Source organism: Acinetobacter sp. ANC 3813, assembly GCF_002135435.1.
In the GTDB taxonomy this organism is placed as follows: domain Bacteria; phylum Pseudomonadota; class Gammaproteobacteria; order Pseudomonadales; family Moraxellaceae; genus Acinetobacter.
This window is the reverse complement of the sequence record NZ_NEGK01000005.1, coordinates 18089-40343: the sequence shown is the minus strand read 5'-3', so window position 1 is coordinate 40343 and position 22255 is coordinate 18089. Positions and strand designations below refer to the sequence as shown.

At 44.4% G+C, this 22255-nt stretch carries 24 protein-coding genes and 1 pseudogene; 18 read left to right on the top strand and 7 right to left on the bottom strand.

Annotated features, from left to right (window positions below; all coding sequences use genetic code 11):
- Positions 1–60: 60 nt before the first annotated feature.
- From thrS to B9T34_RS08915, 5 genes are all read left to right on the top strand, one after another.
- A complete protein-coding gene (gene thrS, locus B9T34_RS08935) occupies positions 61–1983 on the top strand; it encodes a threonine--tRNA ligase (RefSeq protein WP_086212816.1) in 1923 nt (640 codons plus the stop codon).
- 5 nt (positions 1984–1988) lie between these two features.
- Positions 1989–2540: a translation initiation factor IF-3 gene (gene infC / locus B9T34_RS08930; protein ID WP_086212815.1), complete on the top strand. Its 552-nt coding sequence runs from the start codon at positions 1989–1991 to the stop codon at positions 2538–2540.
- A gap of 304 nt (positions 2541–2844) precedes the next feature.
- Positions 2845–3462: a glutathione S-transferase N-terminal domain-containing protein gene (locus B9T34_RS08925; protein ID WP_086212814.1), complete on the top strand. Its 618-nt coding sequence runs from the start codon at positions 2845–2847 to the stop codon at positions 3460–3462.
- A 331-nt stretch (positions 3463–3793) separates the two neighbouring features.
- Entirely contained in the window at positions 3794–4081 is a 288-nt protein-coding gene (locus B9T34_RS08920; protein WP_086212997.1) for a hypothetical protein, read from the top strand.
- A gap of 3 nt (positions 4082–4084) precedes the next feature.
- Entirely contained in the window at positions 4085–4510 is a 426-nt protein-coding gene (locus tag B9T34_RS08915; RefSeq protein ID WP_086212813.1) for a YqaA family protein, read from the top strand.
- Here B9T34_RS08915 and B9T34_RS08910 read toward each other — a convergent pair.
- The 3 genes from B9T34_RS08910 to B9T34_RS08900 all read right to left on the bottom strand — a co-directional run bounded on the left by B9T34_RS08910 (position 4498) and on the right by B9T34_RS08900 (position 7407).
- A complete protein-coding gene (locus B9T34_RS08910; protein WP_228147429.1) occupies positions 4498–5247 on the bottom strand; it encodes an energy transducer TonB family protein in 750 nt (249 codons plus the stop codon). The genes B9T34_RS08915 and B9T34_RS08910 overlap by 13 nt on opposite strands.
- Before the next feature lie 61 nt (positions 5248–5308).
- Positions 5309–6052: an energy transducer TonB gene (locus tag B9T34_RS08905; protein WP_086212811.1), complete on the bottom strand. Its 744-nt coding sequence runs from the start codon at positions 6050–6052 to the stop codon at positions 5309–5311.
- A gap of 101 nt (positions 6053–6153) precedes the next feature.
- A complete protein-coding gene (locus B9T34_RS08900; protein WP_086212810.1) occupies positions 6154–7407 on the bottom strand; it encodes an MFS transporter in 1254 nt (417 codons plus the stop codon).
- 231 nt (positions 7408–7638) lie between these two features.
- Here B9T34_RS08900 and rpmI point away from each other — a divergent pair, with 231 nt between their 5' ends.
- From rpmI to B9T34_RS08875, 5 genes and pseudogenes are all read left to right on the top strand, one after another.
- Positions 7639–7833, top strand: coding sequence for a 50S ribosomal protein L35 (gene rpmI / locus B9T34_RS08895; RefSeq protein WP_004278281.1), 195 nt, complete (start codon positions 7639–7641; stop codon positions 7831–7833).
- Positions 7834–7844: 11 nt separating this feature from the next.
- Positions 7845–8204, top strand: a complete 360-nt coding sequence (rplT, locus tag B9T34_RS08890; RefSeq protein WP_004692276.1) for a 50S ribosomal protein L20 — start codon at positions 7845–7847, stop codon at positions 8202–8204.
- A 161-nt stretch (positions 8205–8365) separates the two neighbouring features.
- A pseudogene (locus B9T34_RS08885) lies at positions 8366–8745 on the top strand (hypothetical protein).
- A 117-nt stretch (positions 8746–8862) separates the two neighbouring features.
- A complete protein-coding gene (locus B9T34_RS08880; RefSeq protein ID WP_171265171.1) occupies positions 8863–9399 on the top strand; it encodes an adenylate kinase in 537 nt (178 codons plus the stop codon).
- A gap of 62 nt (positions 9400–9461) precedes the next feature.
- Entirely contained in the window at positions 9462–9674 is a 213-nt protein-coding gene (locus tag B9T34_RS08875; RefSeq protein WP_086212808.1) for a KOW motif-containing protein, read from the top strand.
- 60 nt (positions 9675–9734) lie between these two features.
- Here the strand turns inward: B9T34_RS08875 and B9T34_RS08870 are convergent, their stop codons facing one another.
- Complete coding sequence (locus B9T34_RS08870) at positions 9735–10757, bottom strand: hypothetical protein (protein ID WP_086212807.1); 1023 nt, start codon at positions 10755–10757, stop codon at positions 9735–9737.
- Positions 10758–10913: 156 nt separating this feature from the next.
- Here B9T34_RS08870 and pheS point away from each other — a divergent pair, with 156 nt between their 5' ends.
- The 3 genes from pheS (at position 10914) to B9T34_RS08855 (ending at position 14711) form a co-directional block, all read left to right on the top strand.
- The gene (gene pheS, locus B9T34_RS08865; protein WP_086212806.1) at positions 10914–11894 is read left to right on the top strand and encodes a phenylalanine--tRNA ligase subunit alpha; all 981 of its coding nucleotides are present in this window, start codon (positions 10914–10916) and stop codon (positions 11892–11894) included.
- 142 nt (positions 11895–12036) lie between these two features.
- Entirely contained in the window at positions 12037–14418 is a 2382-nt protein-coding gene (gene pheT, locus B9T34_RS08860) for a phenylalanine--tRNA ligase subunit beta (RefSeq protein ID WP_086212805.1), read from the top strand.
- Complete coding sequence (locus B9T34_RS08855) at positions 14415–14711, top strand: integration host factor subunit alpha (protein ID WP_004649746.1); 297 nt, start codon at positions 14415–14417, stop codon at positions 14709–14711. Before pheT ends, B9T34_RS08855 begins: the two co-directional genes overlap by 4 nt.
- Before the next feature lie 148 nt (positions 14712–14859).
- Here B9T34_RS08855 and B9T34_RS08850 read toward each other — a convergent pair whose 3' ends face one another.
- A complete protein-coding gene (locus B9T34_RS08850; protein WP_086212804.1) occupies positions 14860–15114 on the bottom strand; it encodes a hypothetical protein in 255 nt (84 codons plus the stop codon).
- A 90-nt stretch (positions 15115–15204) separates the two neighbouring features.
- Between B9T34_RS08850 and B9T34_RS18885 the strand changes: the two genes are divergently transcribed.
- The gene (locus B9T34_RS18885) at positions 15205–15366 is read left to right on the top strand and encodes a hypothetical protein (RefSeq protein WP_171265168.1); all 162 of its coding nucleotides are present in this window, start codon (positions 15205–15207) and stop codon (positions 15364–15366) included.
- Between the two features lie 160 nt (positions 15367–15526).
- Here the strand turns inward: B9T34_RS18885 and rho are convergent, their stop codons facing one another.
- Positions 15527–16798 carry a transcription termination factor Rho gene (gene rho / locus B9T34_RS08845; protein WP_086212803.1) on the bottom strand — a complete coding sequence of 424 codons (1272 nt, stop codon included), beginning with the start codon at positions 16796–16798 and terminating at the stop codon, positions 15527–15529.
- 327 nt (positions 16799–17125) lie between these two features.
- Positions 17126–17452 carry a thioredoxin gene (gene trxA / locus B9T34_RS08840; RefSeq protein WP_086212802.1) on the bottom strand — a complete coding sequence of 109 codons (327 nt, stop codon included), beginning with the start codon at positions 17450–17452 and terminating at the stop codon, positions 17126–17128.
- A gap of 271 nt (positions 17453–17723) precedes the next feature.
- Here trxA and ppx point away from each other — a divergent pair, with 271 nt between their 5' ends.
- From ppx to proC, 4 genes are read left to right on the top strand one after another with little or no spacing between them, the layout of a single operon-like run.
- Complete coding sequence (ppx, locus tag B9T34_RS08835; protein WP_086212801.1) at positions 17724–19244, top strand: exopolyphosphatase; 1521 nt, start codon at positions 17724–17726, stop codon at positions 19242–19244.
- A 33-nt stretch (positions 19245–19277) separates the two neighbouring features.
- A complete protein-coding gene (locus B9T34_RS08830; RefSeq protein ID WP_086212800.1) occupies positions 19278–20102 on the top strand; it encodes an acetyl-CoA carboxylase carboxyltransferase subunit alpha in 825 nt (274 codons plus the stop codon).
- A complete protein-coding gene (gene tilS, locus B9T34_RS08825) occupies positions 20039–21412 on the top strand; it encodes a tRNA lysidine(34) synthetase TilS (RefSeq protein ID WP_086212799.1) in 1374 nt (457 codons plus the stop codon). The genes B9T34_RS08830 and tilS overlap by 64 nt, the downstream gene beginning before the upstream one ends.
- Before the next feature lie 2 nt (positions 21413–21414).
- A complete protein-coding gene (proC, locus tag B9T34_RS08820) occupies positions 21415–22245 on the top strand; it encodes a pyrroline-5-carboxylate reductase (protein WP_086212798.1) in 831 nt (276 codons plus the stop codon).
- The last annotated feature ends 10 nt before the right edge of the window (positions 22246–22255 follow it).

Sequence of the window (22255 nt, the reverse complement as noted above, 5' to 3'; positions counted from 1 at the left end):
TCATAATCTCGCGGTGACATGCTCCATTGTACGGGGCATCACTCCTTAAGGATTTTTTATATGCCAATTATCACTTTGCCAAATGGCGATCAAAAAGAATTTGATCAAGCCGTATCTGTGATGGAAGTTGCTCAAAGCATCGGTCCTGGTCTTGCAAAAAATACAGTTGCCGGAAAAGTAAACGGCAAGCTTGTAGACGCTAGCGATTTAATTACTGAAGATGCTTCGCTGCAAATCATTACGCCAAAAGACGATGAAGGGGTCGAAATTATTCGCCACTCTTGCGCGCATTTGGTGGGCCATGCTGTTAAGCAATTGTTCCCTCAAGCAAAAATGGTAATTGGTCCAGTTATCGAAGAAGGTTTTTATTACGATATCTTCAGCGAAAAGCCATTTACTTTAGATGATTTCGCAGCCATCGAAGAGCGTATGAAAAAGCTCATCGATCAAGATTACGATGTCATTAAAAAAATGACTCCGCGTGACGAAGTGATTGCAGAATTCACAGCGCGCGGCGAAGACTATAAATTACGCTTGATTGCAGACATGCCTGAAGAAACACAAATGGGCTTATACTACCATCAGGATTATTTGGATATGTGCCGCGGTCCGCACGTACCGAATACGAAATTCTTAAAAGCATTCAAATTGACAAAAATGTCTGGCGCTTACTGGCGCGGCGATGCAAAAAATGAACAGCTGCAGCGTATTTACGGTACAGCTTGGGCAGACAAAAAACAGCTGGCTGCTTATGTAAAACGTATTGAAGAAGCAGAAAAGCGCGACCACCGTAAAATCGGTAAAGCGCTAGACTTGTTCCATATGCAGGAAGAAGCGCCAGGTATGGTGTTCTGGCATCCAAATGGCTGGACCATTTACCAAGTGCTTGAACAATACATGCGTAAAGTGCAGCAGGACAATGGCTACTTAGAGATTAAAACACCACAAATCGTAGACTTTACGCTGTGGGAAAAATCTGGCCATGCTGCCAACTATGCAGACAACATGTTTACGACGCATTCAGAAAGCCGCAACTATGCTGTAAAACCAATGAACTGCCCTTGCCACGTGCAGGTGTTCAACCAAGGTTTGAAATCATACCGCGACTTGCCGATTCGTTTAGCTGAGTTTGGTTCATGCCACCGTAATGAGCCGTCTGGTTCACTGCACGGTATTATGCGTGTACGCGGCTTTACTCAGGATGATGCGCATATTTTCTGCACCAAAGAGCAAATTGGTCCAGAAGTTGCTGATTTCATTAAATTAACTTTAGATGTATACAAAGACTTTGGCTTCGAAGAAGTTCAAATGAAGCTCTCTACACGTCCAGAAAAGCGTGTGGGTGATGACAAACTTTGGGACATGGCGGAAAAATCTTTGGCAGACGCTTTAGATGCAGCTGGCTTAGAGTGGGAGCTGCAGCCAGGCGAAGGTGCATTCTACGGTCCAAAAATTGAATTCTCTTTGAAAGACTGCTTAGGCCGTGTATGGCAATGTGGTACAATTCAATGTGACTTCAACTTGCCGGAACGTCTGGACGCATCTTATGTGACTGAAGACAATGACCGCGATCAGCCTGTTATGCTTCATCGCGCAATTCTTGGCAGTTTTGAACGTTTTATTGGTATACTTATTGAACACTATGCTGGTTTCATGCCGCCTTGGCTGACTCCAATTCAAGCATGTGTGATGAACATTACAGATTCACAGGCAGAAGCATGTGAGTCAGTCGTCGCTAAACTTAAAGAAAGCGGTATCCGCGCGATTTCAGACTTGAGAAATGAGAAAATCGGCTTTAAGATTCGTGAACGTACATTAGAGCGCATTCCTTATTTACTGGTTCTTGGTGACCGAGAAGTAGAGGAAGGTACTGTGAACGTCCGTACCCGCTCTGGAAAAAATTTGGGTACTATGTCAATCGATGCTTTCGTTGACCTAGTAAAAGCAGCCGTTGCCGAACGCGGCCGGTACATTGTGGAGTAACAGCGATTAAACAGCCTGACCGTAATCAACAGGGCGGTAACAAGTCAAACCGTCCTGCCTTGAATGATGAAATTCGTGCAAAAGATGTCCGTCTTGTAGACGAAAATGGCGAACAAAAAGGCATCGTAAGTTTGGCGGAAGCCTTACGCGCTGCTGAAAGTGTTGAGCTTGATCTTGTAGAGATCGTAGCGAATGCTGAACCGCCAGTTTGTAAGATTATGGACTTCAACAAGCATTTGTTTGATCTGAAGCAAAAGCAGAAAGAAGCGAAGAAAAAACAGCATCAAGTACAGGTGAAAGAAATCAAGTTGCGCCCTGGTACTGATGTTGGTGACTACAACGTTAAACTGCGCTCTATTATCAAGTTCCTTGAAGAAGGCAACAAGGTGAAAATCACACTGCGTTTCCGCGGCCGTGAAATGGCTCACCAGCAATTGGGTCTTGCTCAATTGCAAAAAATTGAAGCTGACGTGGCTGATTTTGGTATTGTTGAACAAACGCCAAAAATGGAAGGCCGTCAAATGGGTATGTTGCTTGGTCCTAAAAAGAAAAAGTAAGCATCCATTGAAAAAAGCACTGCATTTACAGTGCTTTTTTTTGCCTAAAGCAAAGCAAGAGAACACAGCATGGCACTGAACGTACTTGCTGAACGGGGCAAGGGGGATTTAAAGGAATATCATTTGCCCTGAGAAAAAAACAAATCTCGCAGTTTGATAATCATATGAAAAAAAATTCGCTGTTCAGCATTTTTTAGGATTCTAACTTCAGTTTTAGCTAATGTTTCCAGCATAGAATCATGTTATAAACAGTATGAAAACTCGACAATTTGAACTATAACGAGAACAGTAACAGGACCTGAGAATGATTGATTTGTACTATTGGGGCACTCCCAACGGACATAAAATTACGATTGCTTTAGAAGAAATGGGGCTGGATTATCAAATTTTTCCCATCAATATTTTAGAAAATGATCAGTTTCAGCCTGATTTTCTAAAAATTTCGCCAAACAATAAGATACCTGCCATTGTGGATCAAAACGGTCCGCGCGGCGAAGCGATTTCTGTATTTGAGTCAGGCGCAATTTTACAGTATTTAGGCCGTAAAACAGGTTTGTTCTATCCAGAAGATGAATTTGAGCGTGTAGAGGTTGAGCAGTGGCTCATGTGGCAAATGGGCGGCTTTGGGCCAATGCTGGGGCAGAACCATCATTTCAGCCGTTTTGCGCCTGAGCGGATTCCTTATGCGACAGACCGTTATGTGAATGAAACCAAACGTTTGTACAAGGTGCTGAATGATCAGCTGATGGGGCAGAAATATGTCGCTGGCGAATACTCAATAGCGGATATGGCGATTCTGCCTTGGACGCTTCGCTATGAATGGCAGCAAATCCAGCTCGAAGATTATCCTTATGTCAAAGAATATGTAGAACGTTTGACTGCGCGTCCAGCTGTTCAGAAAGCGTTGGCGATTAAAGTGTAAATTTCAGGTGAACATGATGCCTGTCATGTTCACAATGACGCTGAGATACAAATAACCATGTTTGACTATGAAGACTGTTTATTTATTTTGATAATAAAAGACTGTCAGTTGTGAAAGTATTTTTTGATGCCGCGCAGTGATGAAATGCAGCTGAGCGGCCTGCTTTGATTGAGTGCTAGCCCCGTCTTTGAGGACTGGCATATCGGCAAACCCTAAGGTAGTTCAAGATGTGACCACTTTGTAAAAGACTCGTGCGGTTATGCTAAGATGCTCTCAATTAAAGACAAAAAACCACCAAAAATTGCGGTGGTTTTTTTATTGGATGGCAGGCATGAAAAACTTCTTTTTAAATCTTACCCGCATTGTTGAAAAAAATCCCCGCGTGTATTTTGCGATTATCTTCGGTATGGCAGCCTGCATGATGCTGTTTGTGGCTGAAGCCTTACATGTGCAGACAATATCAGATGCCTTGCAGACCCGCGATCAGTCTGTGTTGAAAGCTGCAATCGAACCTGTGTCTTCACGCTATACATGGTCAAGAGTGCTGGCAATTGCTGTAATGGTGCTCTGTTCGACGGCAGAATATCGCAAAACTAAAAAACAATTGGGCTTAAAATAAAAGATGGCGCTGTGGCTGCTGTTCCTATCGGCCTTTGGGGCGGCGACTTTATTGCCGCTGCAGTCCGAGGCGGTATTGCTGGGACTGTTGGTCAATAATCAGCACGCCGCTTGGGCGCTTATTGCGGTTGCGAGCCTTGGCAATATTTTGGGTTCATGTGTGAATTGGTGGCTGGGCCTAAAGATTGAACATTATAAGAATAAAAAGTGGTTCCCAGTGTCAGAAAGCAAGATGCTGCAGGCACAGGGTATGTATCAAAAATATGGCTATTGGTCTCTGCTGCTGAGCTGGACCCCCATCATCGGCGATCCAATCACACTGATTGCAGGCCTGCTGAAAGAAAATTTTTGGCGGTTTTTGATCTTGGTGAGTATCGCTAAGACTGGACGATACCTGTTTATTTATGGCTTATTTGTTCAATTGCATTGAATATTTTTGAGCTGAATTTTCTCTTCAAACTGATATTTAAAAATTTGATAAAACTTGCGCGGCGCTTCAATTTTAGCTGCTGAAAATTGATTTAAGAGCAATAAGGCAAGATATTCGCTGCCCGTGCTTTGTTTTAATTGAATATCGGAAATGCGGTTTTTGCGGTCTAAACTAAATTTAAAGTGAATATTGAATTCTTTTGCTTCCAAGTCAGTCATTGTTAGTTTCATGACTGGTGTTTCTATATATTGAAACGCACTGTGCTGGCCTGACTGCTGGCGCTGCCAGCCTTCGGTTTCAAAAGAATACGAGCAGCGTTTTATCGGCTTGCTTTTGACGCTTTTAGGTGTAGACGTATAGTCGTCAGCATCAAATTCAAAAGGCTGTGTCACTTGAATGGGGTAGCTGAGGCCAGATTCGATATAAGGTTTGAACCGCGCTCTCATCACCGCTTGAATAACGATTTCATCCAGATCTGGCAGGCCTGAACTTTTTTTGATTTTTACTGAAGTGATTTTACCTGAGCGGTCTGCTTGAATAAGCACATTGGCCTTTCTCGGACGCCCTTCAAGATCCCCTGGCAGTATTTTAACTTTTGGTGCACGCATCCAGCTTAATTGCCCGTCTTTCAATATTTTTACATCACTGGCTGGCTGAGTTTCAGCGGCAGAATGCTCTGCCCAAATCAGAGTGCTTGCACCGAGCATCAGGCTTATAGTTATACATTGCTTTAACATGGTAATCCCCGTAATGCGCGGCATTTCAATATAGAAATTCAAATGCCGCTGTAAATTGAAATTACGAGCAGGCGTTCAGCTTAAATTGAATTTCATCTTTGAAGCTGGATTTTTTATAGATCCACAGAGTGCTTGCTGTACGCTTCACAGAAATTTTACTGGCAGATAGCGCTTGCACGACTTTTTGATCAAGGGCATATACGCCTGAACCTTGCTTGATTTTAACTTTCTTCACATTGCCGTGCTTATCCGCTTTAAAGCTGAATTTTATTTTGCGGTCATGCTGATTCAGTTGTTCTGAATCTACTGAAAGCTCAGGCTGCTGGACATACTGAAACGCTGTGCGTTTTTCATTTTGCTGTGCTTGCCATACTTTTGAGTTAAATGCAAAATCACAGTCTTTGGTATTTTTATCCACCAGCTTCAGATTAAATGCCTGATAGCCAATCTGCGGTACAGCTTTGCCGTTTTCTGCGACATGCGGTTTCACTTGCGCTTTTTCCACAGCGCGAATGAGGACCTGATCTAAACCATTCAGACCTGTACTTTCTTCAACTGTCGCTTCCTGCACTTTGCCGCGCTCGTCTGCATAAACACGGATAATAGCTGCCCGGTTTTTATTTTTTAAATCGGTATTGCTGTAATTGGGCTTTGGAAACTTAGACCACTGAATGCGTGTGGTGAGATGAGCAGGCAGCACTTCAATGGTTTGCGTCGGCAAGGCCTGAACTTTTTTAGGAGATGCACTATAAGCAGCGGTCAATGGAAGCGTCATCAACACAGACAAGCATAGAATTTTTTTCATAACTTAAAGGCTTCAATTGCTTGAAGATAATCGGTGATCAATATTGAAGCGCAGTATTTCCTGATTTGGAAATACTGGCAAGTCTAAATCTAAAATATCGTTTATTTTTCTGCACCTTTAGTGATGTCTACACCAAATAAATCTTTGGTTTTTGCCCAGCTGACGGCAACAACCGCCATGGTCATGCATCCGCCAAATAAGGTGGCCATGATGGTGCCTATATATTTGGCGGCCAAGCCAGACTCAAAAGCTCCCAACTCATTGCTGCTGGACACAAACATGCCATTTACCGCAGCGACGCGTCCGCGCATATTTTCAGGCGGGGAAATTTGCAGAATAGTTTGGCGGATCACCACAGAGATGCTGTCGCAGGCGCCAGTCATGGCAAGTGCAAATAAAGACAGCCACATGTAGTTGGAAAAGGCGAAAAGGAGGGTGAAAATACCAAAGCCGGCAACGGCCAGCAGCATATTGCGCCACGCATGCTGTGTCGGCGGAAATTTAGTTAAGGCAATCATGGTGATCAGCGCGCCAATGGACGGCGCTGCCCGCAAATAGCCTAAACCTTCGGGCCCGACTTTTAAGATGTCTTCAGCAAAGATCGGCAATAGGGCAATGACGCCGCCAAATAGCACGGACACCAAGTCGAGGGAAATTGACCACAGCACAATTTTGGTTTTCCAAATAAAACGGAAACCATCTCCCAGACTGTCCCATAAATTGTCTGTTTCAATTTTGGGAAAGCTGCGCTTGCTCAGCAGGTTGATTAGAACAAAACATGCAATTAATAAGGCTGCAACTGTAAATAGACTGTTTTCACGGCCTAGTCCTGCCAGCATGAAACCGCCCAGCATAGGGCCGATAATCACGCCGCTTTGCCAGCCGATCGTCGTCCATGTTGCACCGTTGGCGTACAGCTCGCGTGGAATTAAAAAGGGCTTTAAAGATGTGGCGGACGGATTGTAAAAGCCGCGGATGGTGCCTAATCCAAAAATAACAGCGTAAATTCCCCAAGATAAGGTGCTGATCGTAATGTGCTTCTGTGCATAAGCATGAAACAGCCCCCATAGAATGATGGGCATCGGAATGGCGAAAAATAAACAGATCTTCATGATGGTCTGTTTATTGAAGCGGTCAGCAAAATAGCCGCCCCATAAAGACAGCGCAATAAATGGAATGGCTTCCGCTAAGCCAATTAAGCCCAAAGTCAGTGGGTCTTTGGTGATTTGATAAAGTGAATAAGCAACAATAATTTCTTGAATCAAAATGGCTAAGGTTAAGCAAAACTGATTTAGTGTAATAATTGAAAAGTCGCGGTAGCGCAGGGCTGCAAAAGCATCATCTGCGGGCGTCATAGATAAGTTCTTTGTGTAAAGTGCGCAAATTATAAAGTGTAGTTGCAGGCAGCTTATAATTTCATCACGGAAAGTTTATAGAAAATAGGACTAAAGCGTAGCTAGCAGTATTTTAATTTTCGATGGCGCTTTTGTTTTGATCAGAGATGCTTTAGAATATTCGCTCCCTTACCTGCAGGTCGTCATCGCAATGGTGCGAACGTGCCGAACAGGTGTTCAAAAGAGGTTATTATGCCTAAGATGAAAACTCGCCGTGGTGCAGCTAAACGCTTTAAAGCGACTGCAAACGGTTTTAAGCGTAAGCAAGCGTTCAAACGCCACATTTTGACCAAAAAATCTGCTAAGCGTATCCGTCAATTACGCGGCTGTGTAATGGTTCACGTAAGTGACGTTGCTTCAGTTCGCCGTATGTGCCCGTACATCTAAGGAGATTATAAATGGCTCGTGTAAAACGTGGTGTACAGGCTCATCGCCGTCACAAAAAAATTCTTGCTCGCGCTAAAGGTTACTATGGTGCTCGTTCACGCGTTTACCGCGTAGCGTTCCAAGCGGTAATCAAAGCTGGTCAATATGCTTACCGTGACCGCCGTCAAAAGAAACGTCAATTCCGCGCTTTGTGGATTGCACGTATCAATGCTGGTGCACGTCTAAATGGTTTGTCGTACAGCCGTATGATCGCTGGCTTGAAAAAAGCTCAAGTGATTATCGACCGTCGCGTACTTGCTGACATTGCTATGCATGACGCAGTTGCGTTTGCTGCTTTGGCTTCTAAAGCTAAAGACGCATTGGCTGCTTAATCATCTTCTGATGATTGAAAAAAGACCGCTTTTAGCGGTCTTTTTTTTTCAAAAATTTAAGTCATATATAAGATCAAAAAATTTCTGTTTCTAAATTGAAAATTCAATTTATCTATCAAATGCTATAAACACTATAAGTAAATTTTTTAAGGACGGAACTTGTGCGCAAGCAATATCATTTCCGCCAAGTGGGTGAAGACACTTATATATGGGATATTCATCGCTTGGTTAAGCTCAGCCAAAATTTGCCGCCTCAGCAAATTTATTAACCGATATTCAAGAGCTGAATGAGCCGTACTGGTTTCCATTTGTTGCGCCAACTACCCAGCAAATCATTGAACATATTCAGCTGGTGCAAGACGCAGATTTAAGTTATCCCATTATTTTGTGTGCATCGGGCAGAGTCATGGATGGTATGCATCGTGTTGCTCAGGCTGCACTCAATAATGAGGCTTATATTCAAGCTGTTCAATTTGCAAAGACGCCTGCCCCGGATTTTATGAATCTTGATGAAGATGAGCTGGACTATGGGGATGATTAAAGATTAGTCATGGCATACATGGAATATTTCGTGTATTACTGAATAGATGGCTTGAAACCGTTCTAAATAAAAGAACATTCATCAAGAGATTTGGGGGTAATATTTCCAATGGCTGAAATGAACAAAATCAACGTTGTTGGCACTTCAGCAACAGGCAAATCTACATTCTCCAAAGCTTTGGCGCAAAAGCTGGGTTTGCATTATATTGAGTTGGACAACTTGTTTTGGCTGGATGATTGGCAGGAATGCCCAGATAAGGTTTTTTTGGCCAAAATTGAGTCCGAAATTGCAAAAGCGCAAAATGGCTATGTCATTGACGGCAACTACACGCGGACCATTCCAGTGAAATGGGCGGAAATTGATACGGTAATTTGGCTGGATTTGCCTTTTCCTGTGAATCTCTATCGTTCGGTCAAGCGGGCTCTGCAAAGAGCTTGGGTACAAAAAGACTTATGGCCTGATTCAAATAATCAAGACAGTATAAAGAAAATGCTGGGGCGTGATTCCATTATCTGGTGGATGGTGAAAACGCATCAAAAAAACCGCAATAAGTATCAGCATATGATGCAGGCGCCTGAATATCAGTCTATTCAGTGGATTCATCTCAAAAGCCAAAAAGAAATTGACACTTTTTTGCAGCAGTTACATAAATAATCTTTAATCCTTGAGATGCAGCCTGCTTAATAAATCAGAACAGCAATGATAAGGAAAATAAGATGCTTGCAGAAATTACAGGTATGGGGCAAGGCAGCATCAGCATAGAGCTGCAAATGCTTCCGCGTAAGGGTGAAACTGTCAAAATCATGTATGGCCCTGATGCGCAGCTGGAAGGTGAGGTGGTTGCCATCAATCATTATATTAACCAGCATGCCAATCAGCACAAAGTTCAAATTCAGGTTCGGCCTTTTAATTATTTAATTACGGCCTAGTGAGTCTAACAATAAAGATAAAAAAGCGCCGTTGAAAAGCGCTTTTTTAGCAAAATGGCGTTACAGGCCAAAATAATAGCCGGCAATACAGATCAGCACAGTCACGATAATCAGTGCGAATACCCCTGTTTTACCAGACTTGTGCTCTGCAGGATACTGACTGCTTGTTTTAGATGGTTTTGCTGGCGCATCTGCAGCTGTTTCAAACGGCGAGTTTAGCGCTTTGGCGCTAAGGCGGGCAGATTTATAGTGATTGGCGGCTTTAACAATGAATTTAGCGCTGAGATCATCCAGTTTTTGAGCAAAATGGCGGTAATTCAGCTGTTCTTCAGGGCTGATCAGTTCGCCTGCTGCATTGTAGGGATGCAGCTGTTTTTCTTGTAAAAAACCTGCTAATGCATCAAAACGGCGCAATGTTTTGTGCGCATAGTCTGCAGGGTATTCTGTTGGAAGCAATGCTAGCTGCGCCGTATCGGCATCATTGCTGTGTTGCAGAGCTTTACCATAATAGGGTAAGTCTATATCTGATGGCGCACTAAAGCCTTCGGCATATTTGCTGTCAAATAGCTCGATGTCTGTATAGGCTTGGATGTCATCCCAATTCGGCTGCTGCAAATCTGCATCAACACGTTTTGCCAGCTTGGCATTCAGTTCAAAGCGCCAGAATGTTTCTAATCGGACTTCAGACTGCTGTGATGCGGGCGCTTCATAATCATTATCTGCGCTGTACCACTCTGCAAGCTCTTTGCCAAAAATCCATGCCTGCTTTTTATTTCCGGCATGGCTGACAATAAAATGCGCAATCGGCAGCAGTTCAACATTGGCATTCGGGTTCTGTTCTTCATTTAAAATACTGGAACTGTGCAGGCTGATGCGCTGAACCCCTTGTTTTTTCAATCCTTCCAGCCAAATTTGAAAATGCTGTGCCAGTAAATGCTGCGTCATTAAGTCGCGAAATAGAAAGCGGTGCTGATCAAAGATGGCATGCTGCACCCAGCGCTGGAAACTTAAATTCTGAGATAAATATTCATTACCGTAGGTCACTAAAGCCAGTTGTTGCTTCCAAATTTGATCGAGGGCCATATTGATAGATCTCATTGATATTGCGCTTATCTTATACTTTTTTTAATTCTTGACGCTATTGCAATTTTTACTTGTGATTGCGCTTCATCCTTCGGCGCAAAAACTGTTAGAATATGGGGTTTTTATATTTTCTAAATTGTTGCTTTGAGAGTTACTATGTCACTGGAAGCCCTGACCGCTGAAGCGCTCGCTGCGATTGCAGCAGCTCAAGACCTTGCTGCACTTGATCAAGTTCGAGTGCAATTTACGGGTAAAAAAAGCCAGCTCGCGGAACAATCGAAAGCATTGGGTAAAATGGACCCAGAAGAGCGCAAGGTTCAAGGCGCTGCGATTCATGCAGTCCGTGAAGCCATTAATGCAGCTTTAACTGAGCGCCAAACTCAATTACAAAAAGCGGCGCTTGAACAAAAATTAGCGAGCGAAACCATTGATATTACGCTCCCAGGCCGCGGTCAAACCATTGGCAGCATTCATCCTGTGACTCAAGTGCAAGAGCGTATTTGCCAATTCTTTACCAAGGCTGGCTTTACTGTAGCGACAGGTCCTGAAGTTGAAGATGACTATCATAACTTTGAAGCGCTGAATATTCCGGGGCACCACCCTGCGCGTGCAATGCACGACACATTCTATTTTGATGCGAACCATTTGCTTCGCACACATACCTCAGGTGTGCAGATCCGCACCATGGAAACAACCCAGCCGCCAATCCGCATTGTGTGCCCGGGCCGTGTCTACCGCTGTGACTCAGATCAAACGCATTCGCCAATGTTCCATCAAATTGAAGGTTTATACGTTGCCGAAAATACTAGCTTTGCTGAGTTAAAAGGCTTGCTTGTAAATCTTTTGAATGAATTCTTTGAAAAAGATTTGAAAGTGCGTTTCCGTCCGTCGTATTTCCCATTCACTGAGCCGAGCGCGGAAGTGGATATTATGGATGAGCGCGGCAAATGGCTGGAAGTTTTGGGCTGCGGTATGGTGCATCCAAACGTACTTCAAGCGGCTGGCATTGATCCTGAAAAATACAAAGGCTTTGCATTTGGTCTAGGCGTAGAGCGTTTCGCAATGCTGCGTTACGGCATTAACGATTTACGTATGTTCTACCAAAATGATGTGCGTTTCTTGCGCCAATTTGCTTAAACGAATTTAAACAGTTATTTGAAAATTATTGAAATCCCCCTAAATCCCCCTTTGTAAAAGGGGGACTTTCCTGTCTCAAAGGGCAGATGTGTTTCCCCCTCTTTTTAAAAGAGGGGCTAGGGGAGATTAAGGAAATGAATTTATGAAAATTAGCGAAAATTGGCTGCGTACATGGGTTAACCCGGCAATTGACAGCGAAACATTGTCTGACCAGCTGACGATGCTGGGTTTAGAAGTTGATGACATGGACCCTGCAGCAAAACCGTTTACAGGTGTTGTTGTGGGTGAAGTGCTGACTGTGGTGCAGCATCCAGATGCAGACCGCTTGCGTGTAACGACGGTTAATATTGGTACAGGCGAGCCATTGCAAATTGTCTGCGGTGCGCCAAATGTGCGTGCAGGCATGAAAGCGCCAGTCGCAACTATTGGTGCGGTACTGCCAGGCGATTTCAAAATTAAAAAAGGCAAACTGCGCGGCGTTGAATCTCAAGGCATGCTGTGCGGCGCGTCTGAAATTGATTTAGAAGATAAAATTGACGGTCTGCTGGAGCTTCCAGCCGATGCGCCAGTGGGTGTCGATATCCGCAAGTATTTAGATCTTGATGATCATGTGATTGATATCAGCATTACGCCAAACCGCGGCGACTGTTTCAGCATTCGAGGTATTGCGCGCGAAATTGGTGTGATCAATCAGCTGCCTGTGACTGCGCCTGAAGTTAAAGAAGTTGCAGCGACCATTGCGGATGCTAAGCAAGTCGTACTGGAAACAGATGGCTGCCCGCGTTACCTCGGCCGTGTCATTAAGAACGTAAATACCAAAGCGCCTACACCTGACTGGATGGAGCGTGCTCTGGCGCGTGCAGGCATTCGTCAGCACAGTATTCTGGTTGATATCACCAACTATGTATTAATGGAGTTGGGCCAGCCTTTGCACGCATTTGATGGCGGTAAGGTGAATGGTGCAGTACATGTACGTCAAGCGACAGCTGCAGAAAAATTGACATTGCTGAACGAGCAGGAAGTTGAGCTTTCTGAAAATGTCATGGTCATTGCAGACGATCAGAAAGCTTTGGCGATTGCCGGCATTATGGGCGGCCTATCTTCAGCAGTTTCTGATGAAACCACTGAAATTTTCCTAGAATCAGCATTTTTCGATCAATTGCACATTGCAGGTCGTGCACGTAGCTTCGGTTTACATACCGATGCCTCACAGCGTTATGAACGCGGTGTAGACTTTGAATTGCCAATGACTGCGATGCATCGCGCATCTCAATTGATTGCGGATTTGGCTGGCGGTGAGTTTGGCCCAATCACCATCGCTGAAAAAGCAGAATTGCTGCCAAAGCGTGATGCGATTGAGCTGAATCAGGCTCAAGTTGATCAATTGCTTGGCTATAACGTTGAAAGCGCATTTATTACAGACGCTTTAACACGTTTAGGCTGTAAGGTGACTGTAAAAGCTGAAGGTGAGTGGACCGTTGTTCCGCCATCACACCGTTTTGATATGGCAATTTACCAAGACTTGATCGAAGAAGTTGCCCGTATTCACGGTTATGACAATATCCAAATCAGCCTGCCTGTGATTGATGTGAAATTGGCGAAGCACCAAGATCAATTTGAGCTTGCGCAATTGCGTCAAACAATTGTTGCGCTGGGCTATCAAGAAGCGATCAGCTTCAGCTTTGCAGATGCAAAACTTGAAAAGCAATTGAATCAGCAAGTACAGCCTCTAGCGCTGGCAAACCCGATTTCAAGTGATTTAGCGGTGATGCGCTCGACTTTGCTGTCAAGCTTAATTCCATGCGTGCAATATAACGTCAACCGCCAGCAAAGCCGTGTACGTTTCTATGAGCTGGGTCTGCGTTTTGACTATCAAGGCGCATCAAGCATTCACGACCTGAAGCAAATCCCGACTTTCGCGATGATTGCTACAGGCGCGCGCAGTTCCGAGTCTTGGCATGGCAAAGCTGCGCCAATGGATTTCTTTGACTTTAAAGGCGATGTCGAAGAAGTTCTCGCTGCGGGCCGTGTAAAAGTTGAATATGCGCGTTCGGAGCGTGCTTGGCTGCATCCGGGCCAATCTGCAGAAATTTTAGTCGATGGAAAATCAATTGGTTATCTAGGCCGTTTGCATCCATCACTGGAAGATGAGCTGGATTTGAGCACCACTTGGGTGGCTGAACTCGATCAAAAGGCTGTTTTGCAAACTTATGTATCTAATTTTACAGAATTATCACGTTTTCCATCGGTTAGACGTGATATTGCGCTTTTAATTAGTGATAAGATTAATGTTAGCGAAATTCAGCAGCTTATCGGAAAAACTGGCGGAGAGCTTTTAGATTCTGCTTGGCTGTTCGATGTGTACACAGGACAGGGTGTTGAAGAGGGCAAGCGCTCATTGGCATTTGCACTGCTTTGGCAGCACCCAGCACGTACACTAGAAGATGCTGAAATTAAATCCGGTATGGATAATATTCTTCAAGTGTTGGAAGACACTTACAAGGCGACATTGAGGGCTTCATGACAGCATTAACAAAAGCAGAAATGGCTGATCATTTAAGTGAGCTCACGAGTTTAAACCGTCGTGAAGCGAAACAAATGGTCGAATTATTCTTCGATGAGATCAGCCAAGCGCTGATCTCTGGGGAACAGGTAAAATTATCAGGCTTCGGCAACTTTGAACTGCGTGACAAACGTCAGCGTCCAGGCCGTAATCCTAAAACGGGTGAAGAGATTCCGATTTCTGCCCGCCGTGTAGTCACCTTCCGCGCAGGACAGAAATTCCGTCAGCGTGTAGGAAATGAGCAGATCGATTGATCTGCTTTTTTTATGCTTAGAATTATTGTAGAGCGGTGATTTTACTGCGTGGGAACCTATTGCGCTGCGTTGCTGGATAAATCGCAGACAATAAAAAAGAGAGCCGTAAGGCTCTCTTTTTGTACTAACTAAATAATCAGTGAGATTATTAGTGAGCAGCTTCAGATGCAGCAGCAGTAGCTTCAGAAGCAACAGCAGTAGCTTCAGATGCAGCAGCAGTAGCTTCAGATGCAGCAACAGTAGCTTCAGATGCAGCAGCAGTAACAGCTTCAGAAGCAGCAACTACTTCAGATGCAGCAGCTTCAGATGCAGCAGCAGGAGCTTCTTCAGTTTTTTTAGCGCAACCAACGAAAGCTAAAGTAGTAGCAACTGCAGCAGCAATAGCGATTTTTTTGAATAACATGGCATCACTCTCTAAATATGAGATTAAAAAAAACCTGAGTTAGCACTGTTTGATGCTTTTATTATACCTAATTTTTATTAGGAAATAACAATGCAGATGCAGCCTAACTGGTATGCCGATATGCTATCACTGCGCATTTTGAATATCTACTGTCTTGAAGGGGTAAAACGTGAAAAAGTGGTTAAAAAAGCGCTTTTTTTAACAGAAAATAACAATCAAAGGAAAGAAATATATTGGATAAATACTAAATAACCCCCTAAAACTACTAAGGTTTTTTATGAAATTATTTTTATAATCATTTACTTGAAAATAAGTTAACAGTTTAAAGCATCAATTGTTTTAATATGTAACGGATGTCAACCAAATAAAAAGAGCCATCGTTATAGATAGCTCTTTTTGTGCATTGCAGCGCTTAGTTGTTTGTCGCTTTACGCTTCATTTGATCAAAGAAATCATCATTGGTTTTGGTTTCTTTCATGCGGTCAAGCAGGAATTCCATTGCGGCCAATTCATCTTGCGTATGAAGCAGTTTGCGCAGAATCCAAACTTTACGCAAATTGTCTTCTGACATTAAGCGTTCTTCACGGCGAGTGCCTGATTTCTTAATGTTCATTGCAGGGAATACGCGTTTTTCAGCAATACGGCGGTCAAGGGTGATCTCTTGGTTGCCCGTACCTTTGAATTCTTCGTAAATCACTTCATCCATTTTACTGCCGGTTTCAATCAATGCAGTCGAAATGATGGTCAATGAACCGCCTTCTTCAATATTACGCGCAGCACCGAAGAAACGTTTTGGACGTTCAAGCGCATGTGCATCCACACCGCCTGTCAGCACTTTGCCTGATGAAGGAATCACTGTGTTGTATGCGCGCGCTAAACGGGTAATTGAGTCAAGCAGAATCACAACATCTTTTTTGTGCTCTACCAAGCGTTTCGCTTTTTCAATCACCATTTCAGCAACTTGAACATGGCGTGCTGGAGATTCATCAAATGTAGATGCGATGACTTCGCCGCGTACCGTACGTTCCATTTCAGTTACTTCTTCTGGACGTTCATCAATCAGAAGAACGATCAGGAAGCATTCTGGGTTGTTGCGGACAATGGACTGTGCAATATTCTGCAGCAGCATTGTTTTACCCGCTTTAGGCGGCGCAACAATAATAGAACGCTGGCCTTTACCAATCGGAGCAACTAAGTCCACAACACGCGCTGTTAAATCTTCTGTTGTACCGTTACCCAATTCCATGATCAATTGCTCAGTCGGGAAAAGCGGCGTTAAGTTTTCAAACAGAATTTTATTGCGTGAGTTTTCTGGTGTGTCGTAGTTAATTTGATTAACTTTTAATAGGGCAAAATAACGTTCGCCTTCTTTTGGTGGACGGATTGTGCCGGTAATTGTATCGCCGGTACGAAGGTTAAAGCGGCGGATTTGTGAAGGGCTGACATAAATATCGTCAGGACCTGCAAGGTATGAGCCAGCGGCAGAGCGAAGGAAACCAAAGCCGTCTGACAGAATTTCCAAAACGCCATCACCAAAAATCTCTTCGCCATTCATCGCGTGGCGTTTTAAGATGGCAAAAATAATGTCTTGCTTGCGGTTACGCGCCATTCCTTCAAGGCCCATAAACTCGGCAATTTTGATGAGTTCGCCAATCGGTTTTTTCTTGAGTTCGGTTAAATTCATAGGTGTCAGATAAGAATCAAAAATTCTAGGGTACGGGATGGAAAGGGAGCAACATTGAGCCGCATGCAGACAATTAAAGTACGCGATTGTATTTGCACAATAACAATTCAGTGGACTGATTCATTGTTTGAAGAAAAATGTGTAAAAACAATTTCTATTGCCGAGCGGCGATCTTATGTGTTGTATCTTGTAAGAAAATGACAGGACTTGAGATCCTTTATCTCTTGAGCTAGCAATATAAGAGAGAATCAGGGCTTTGTCAATTTTTCAGCAAAAAAAATACGCTATTCAAATAGCGTATTTTTTAAAGCCTGAGCTGGCTTTCAATTAGATGTTTTCATCAATGAAAGCAGTCAATTTAGATTTTGGCGCAGCGCCAACTTGCTGAGCAACCACTTCGCCATTTTTGAACATCAGCAAAGCCGGGATGTTGCGGATATTGTAGTTAACAGCTGTAGCTTCACATGAAGTTACATCTACTTTTACAATTTTAACTTTGCCTTCGTATTCAGACGCTAATACTTCAAGCACAGGCGCGATAGCTTTACATGGCGCGCACCAGCCAGCCCAGAAATCGACCAATACAGGTACGTCAGATTTCAGTACGTCTGCATCAAAGTTATCATCAGTAGTGTTTACAATATTGCCTGACATGGATTGTGCTCCAAAAGAATTTTTTTAAACGACTTTGCAATGTGATTAGTATTACATAGCCATCTTGAACAATGTAGTGGGTTCTGTAAATTTTCGGCTTTTAATGCGGAATTGTCTAATTGATGCTCACGATAGCTGCAATCGTGTTATGCAATTGCGCTTTGAGTGCAAGTGTCTGTCTTTATTCACGCAGAATCGCACACATAAATGGCTTTTAAATTGTACGCTTGTGAATTACTCTAAGCACAATTCTGTAAAGGTTTTTTGAATCATGTCTGATTTTTTGATTGATGAGGAATTGCTGGCTGCTATTGATATGGGGTCAAACAGCTTTCACTTAGCCATCGCCCGCGTGGATCATGGTGAAGTTAAAAAAGTTGCCTCAATGTCAGAAAAAGTACAATTGGCAGCGGGTTTGGATGAAAATAAGAATTTAACTGAAGCCGCGCAGCAGCGCGGTTTGGCCTGTTTAGCGCGTTTTGTAGGACGTTTAAGCCCTGTACAGGCCAATCGTCTGCGTATTGTTGCGACTAATGCTTTGCGCCAAGCCAAAAATGGTCAGGATTTTATACAGAAAGCTGCAGAAATTTTACCTAAACCGATTGAAATTATTGCGGGCCGTGAAGAAGCGCGGCTGATCTATTTAGGTGTATCGCATACCATGGCCAACAGCGGCCGCCGTTTAGTGATCGATATTGGTGGCGGGTCGACTGAGCTGATTATTGGCGAAGAATTTGAGCCCATTCATACAGAATCTGTGCAGATGGGCTGTGTTGCATTTACTAAAGCTTTTTTTACCGATGGCGAAATCAATCAAAAAAGCTTTGATAAAGCGGTAAATGCTGCCCGTAAAGAACTGTCAGGCATTGCGAATACCTATAAAGCGGCTGGATGGGATACTGTAGTGGGTTCTAGCGGCACGATTAAAGCCTGCCGTCAGATTACTGTGAATATGGGCTGGAGCAATGACAAAGAAGAGCTGACCCGTGACGGCCTGGAAAAATTAAAAGAAAAATTGCTGAAATATAAGCACGTGTCTGAAATGGAATTTGATGGCTTAAAAGAAGACCGCCGAGCAGTTTTGCCAGCGGGGATTGCCATTTTATATACCGTATTTGAAGTGTTGGGCTTAGATAAGCTGGTGTACTCGGACGGCGCATTGCGTGAAGGCGTCATGTACGACCTGCTGGGCCGTTTCAAGCATGAAGATGTCCGTGACCGTTCTGTACATGCCTTATTGGGCCGCTATAATGCTGACTCTAAACAGGCGGAGCGCGTTGTTGCGACAGCGCAGCAGCTGTTTGACAATGTCTCGAAAAAACTGCATTTAAACAGTGATGACAGTGACTTGCTGCGCCGCGCTGCCTACTTGCATGAAATTGGCTTAGCCATCAGCCACAGCGGTTACCACCGCCATGGCGCATACTTGCTGCAGCATTCAGATATTCCGGGTTTCTCGCAAATTGATCAAAATCATTTGTCACATTTGGTCGCGCATCATCGCCGCAAGTTGCGCAATGATGCCCGTGTAGATGTAATGAAAGTCGGCGGTAGCAAACTTGTGCACTTATGTCTATTGCTTCGTTTAGCAGTTTTGCTGAATCACAGCCGCAGCGATGAGATGCTTCCTGCCATTGAATTGAGTGTGGACAATGCGCAACAATGGCAGCTTAGCGTTTCTGGCGATGCCAAGCAGTGGCCTTTGCTTGTAGCTGATTTGCATGATGAGCAAGTCCAGTTCAAGAATTGGGATATTGAATTGAATATTCAGTCGGAACAGTTTATCGATTAACACATTGGTTAATTCAGGGATAATGGTCGACCTATGAAAAATAAAGCAGCGCAGTCTAAAGCATGGACTACAGTTCAAATTGCACGTCACCCAGAACGTCCGCAATATTTGGATTATGTCAGTGAAATTTTCACTGAGTTTGATGCTTTGCATGGCGATCGCTTATTTGGTGATGATGGCGCAATGATTGGCGGTTTAGCACGTTTGGATGGTCAGCCAGTGATGGTTGTTGGGCAGCACCGCGGCCGCAGCACACGTGAAAAATTGCAGCATAATTTTGGCATGAGCAACCCAGAAGGCTACCGCAAAGCGCAGCGCCTGATGGATATGGCTGAGCGTTTTAACCTGCCGGTATTTACCTTTATTGATACTATGGGCGCATACCCAGGTGTAGGCGCAGAAGAGCGCGGTCAAGCTGAAGCGATTGCCACCAGTCTTGCGCAAATGTCGAGCTTAAAAGTGCCGGTGATTGCCACCGTTCTTGGTGAAGGCGGTTCAGGCGGCGCATTGGGTATTGGCGTTGCGGACCGCGTAGTGATGCTGTCTCACAGCATTTATTCGGTGATTTCTCCAGAAGGCTGTGCGTCTATTCTGTGGAAAACAGCAGAAAAAGCGGAACAGGCGAGTGAAGCGCTGGCATTGACTGCAGACAAACTGAAAAAAATCGGTATTGTTGAATATGTGGTTGATGAAGGCGAAGGCGCGCATGTGAATCCTGAGCAAGTCATGCAGAACTTAAAAACTGTATTGAAACAAGCTCTAGAAGAATTAGCGCCAATGGATGCAAAAGAACGATGCGAAGCGCGTTACCAGCGTTTAATGAAATTTGGCAGCGACAATTTAGGTCTGACTGCTTAAGTCAATCAGAAACTTTTTCTGAACAGGCTTCATTCTTAATCGGGTGCAGCGGCGGCGTGGATTCCATGCTGCTTCTGCGCCTGATGTCTTTGCTGTACCCGCAAAAAATCCGCGCCATCTATATTGACCATCAATTGCAAGCGCCCAGTGCAGATTGGGGCCGCTTTGTCGCTGAGTCCTGCGCTCTGCTTAACGTTCCCTGTATTGTGCAAAAGGTTGCTGTTGCCGAAGGCAATCTGGAAAATCAGGCGCGTTCTGCCCGCTATCAAGCTTATCAGCAGCATCTGTCGACGCATGAAATTCTAGTGCTGGCCCATCATCAGCAGGATCAGGCGGAAACGCTGATACTGCGCCTCTTATCGGGTGCCGGCATTCATGGGCTGGCGGCGATGCGCGCATTGGATCAGCGCGATGAAATGACTATTTGGCGCCCCATGCTGAATCTTTCCCGTGAGCAGATTTGCCAATGGGCCGCTGAATTGAATGTGCAAAATATTCAAGACCCCAGCAATTTTAATATCCAATATGACCGAGCGTGGGCCAGAGCGGAACTGTGGCCGATGCTGCAGTCACGCTATCCTAAAATGCAGCTGGCGCTGAGCCGCAGCAGCGCTTTAATGCAGGATGCAGAAGATATTTTGGCGGATGTGCTGGCGCAGGATATGGTTTCATGTGGAACATCTGATAGGCTGCAGCTGGAAAAATTGCAGGCATTATCGCTTCCAAGGCAGCGTCAACTGCTTTCTGCGTGGATGAAAGGGCAGGAACAGTACCGCCCATCATTTGATATGGTTCAGCGTTTAATGCATGAAGTGATCGATTCCAAAATGGATTCACAGGCGGCATTGCACTGCAATGGATTCTATTATTTGCGCTTTTCAGGGGGCGTGTTTCGGATCAGTTCAGCAGAATATATGCTGTCTAAGCATGAGCAATTCGCTATGCAGACGATTCAGCTGCACGATAATCAGCTATTCAAAGTATTGTCTGGACAGTTTCAAATTCAGTACACAGAAACTTATGGTTTGTCGCCTACATTGCTGTGTCAAAATTTGAGTTTAGTACAGCGTCAGGGGGGGGAGAAAATCCATCTTCATGGGCGCTCAGGTTCATGGCCTTTGAAAAAAGCCATTCAGCAGGCGCAAATTTTTCCGTGGCTGCGTCATCGAATTCAAATATTAAGCATAGATGATGTTATGCTAGGCGTCTTTACGCCGAAAGGTTTTTGGCTGGCGGAATCTCCCTATTGCGTTGCAGCAGGCTGGCAGCCCCAATTAGTTTCTTCAGATAACCGCAAAACTGGATTTTGATCATGAGCGCAGTATTAAATTGTAATATCACTTTTATTGGCGGCGGCAATATGGCGCAAGCTTTGATCGGTGGCTTAATTGCCCGCGGTGTGCCTGCTACGCGTATTACAGTTTCTGATCCTGTGGAAAAAATCCGTGAGCTTTTAGCTGAAAAAGATGTGCATGTCACCGATGACAATGCCGCTGCGGTCCGTGATGCAGACATTGTATTGTTTGCGGTAAAGCCGCAAGTTTTTGCCAGTATTTTAAAGCCGTTAAAAGGCGCATTAGCTGGCAAGCTGGTCATTTCAATTGTTGCCGGCGCTGAAATCTCCACCATTGCAAAAATTTTGGAAACAGATCGTATTGTGCGTGTTATGCCGAATACGCCTGCATTGGTGCAAACCGGTGCGCATGGTTTATATGCGAATGATGCCGTGAATGCGCAAGACCGTGAGCTGGCAAGCCAAGTTTTGGCTTCAACTGGCTTAACGATTTGGGTAAACTCTGAAGCGCAAATTGACGCTGTAACGGCGGTTTCAGGTTCTGGTCCTGCATATTTCTTCTATATGATGGAAAGCATGATCCGCGCAGGCAAAAATATGGGCTTGGATGAGAAAGTTGCAACCGCTTTAACGCTGCAAACCGCTTTAGGCGCAGCGCAAATGGCGATTACCAGCTCAAGCAGCCCAGCGGAATTGCGCAAAAATGTCACATCGCCAAATGGTACAACCCAAGCGGCGCTTGAAGTTTTTGACCGCGCACAGATTTCACAAAATATTCAGGCGGCTTTGGCGGCAGCGCAAAAACGCAGTCAAGAGCTTGCGCAAGATTTAAGCGACAGCATCAAGTAATTGGTTTTTA

Bases quoted from the DNA above. Each gene is read 5' to 3' on its own strand.
- rpmI (WP_004278281.1), top strand. From the start codon at position 7,639: ATGCCTAAGATGAAAACTCGCCGTGGTGCAGCTAAACGCTTTAAAGCG.
- B9T34_RS08910 (WP_228147429.1), bottom strand. From the start codon at position 5,247: ATGTTAAAGCAATGTATAACTATAAGCCTGATGCTCGGTGCAAGCACT.
- proC (WP_086212798.1), top strand. From the start codon at position 21,415: ATGAGCGCAGTATTAAATTGTAATATCACTTTTATTGGCGGCGGCAAT.
- B9T34_RS08850 (WP_086212804.1), bottom strand. From the start codon at position 15,114: ATGTTATTCAAAAAAATCGCTATTGCTGCTGCAGTTGCTACTACTTTA.
- B9T34_RS08855 (WP_004649746.1), top strand. From the start codon at position 14,415: ATGACAGCATTAACAAAAGCAGAAATGGCTGATCATTTAAGTGAGCTC.
- rho (WP_086212803.1), bottom strand. From the start codon at position 16,798: ATGAATTTAACCGAACTCAAGAAAAAACCGATTGGCGAACTCATCAAA.
- thrS (WP_086212816.1), top strand. From the start codon at position 61: ATGCCAATTATCACTTTGCCAAATGGCGATCAAAAAGAATTTGATCAA.
- tilS (WP_086212799.1), top strand. From the start codon at position 20,039: ATGCGAAGCGCGTTACCAGCGTTTAATGAAATTTGGCAGCGACAATTT.
- B9T34_RS08915 (WP_086212813.1), top strand. From the start codon at position 4,085: ATGGCGCTGTGGCTGCTGTTCCTATCGGCCTTTGGGGCGGCGACTTTA.
- ppx (WP_086212801.1), top strand. From the start codon at position 17,724: ATGTCTGATTTTTTGATTGATGAGGAATTGCTGGCTGCTATTGATATG.
- B9T34_RS08875 (WP_086212808.1), top strand. From the start codon at position 9,462: ATGCTTGCAGAAATTACAGGTATGGGGCAAGGCAGCATCAGCATAGAG.
- trxA (WP_086212802.1), bottom strand. From the start codon at position 17,452: ATGTCAGGCAATATTGTAAACACTACTGATGATAACTTTGATGCAGAC.
- pheT (WP_086212805.1), top strand. From the start codon at position 12,037: ATGAAAATTAGCGAAAATTGGCTGCGTACATGGGTTAACCCGGCAATT.
- B9T34_RS08880 (WP_171265171.1), top strand. From the start codon at position 8,863: ATGAACAAAATCAACGTTGTTGGCACTTCAGCAACAGGCAAATCTACA.
- B9T34_RS08920 (WP_086212997.1), top strand. From the start codon at position 3,794: ATGAAAAACTTCTTTTTAAATCTTACCCGCATTGTTGAAAAAAATCCC.
- B9T34_RS08925 (WP_086212814.1), top strand. From the start codon at position 2,845: ATGATTGATTTGTACTATTGGGGCACTCCCAACGGACATAAAATTACG.
- pheS (WP_086212806.1), top strand. From the start codon at position 10,914: ATGTCACTGGAAGCCCTGACCGCTGAAGCGCTCGCTGCGATTGCAGCA.
- B9T34_RS08870 (WP_086212807.1), bottom strand. From the start codon at position 10,757: ATGGCCCTCGATCAAATTTGGAAGCAACAACTGGCTTTAGTGACCTAC.
- B9T34_RS18885 (WP_171265168.1), top strand. From the start codon at position 15,205: ATGCAGATGCAGCCTAACTGGTATGCCGATATGCTATCACTGCGCATT.
- B9T34_RS08905 (WP_086212811.1), bottom strand. From the start codon at position 6,052: ATGAAAAAAATTCTATGCTTGTCTGTGTTGATGACGCTTCCATTGACC.
- rplT (WP_004692276.1), top strand. From the start codon at position 7,845: ATGGCTCGTGTAAAACGTGGTGTACAGGCTCATCGCCGTCACAAAAAA.
- B9T34_RS08900 (WP_086212810.1), bottom strand. From the start codon at position 7,407: ATGACGCCCGCAGATGATGCTTTTGCAGCCCTGCGCTACCGCGACTTT.
- B9T34_RS08830 (WP_086212800.1), top strand. From the start codon at position 19,278: ATGAAAAATAAAGCAGCGCAGTCTAAAGCATGGACTACAGTTCAAATT.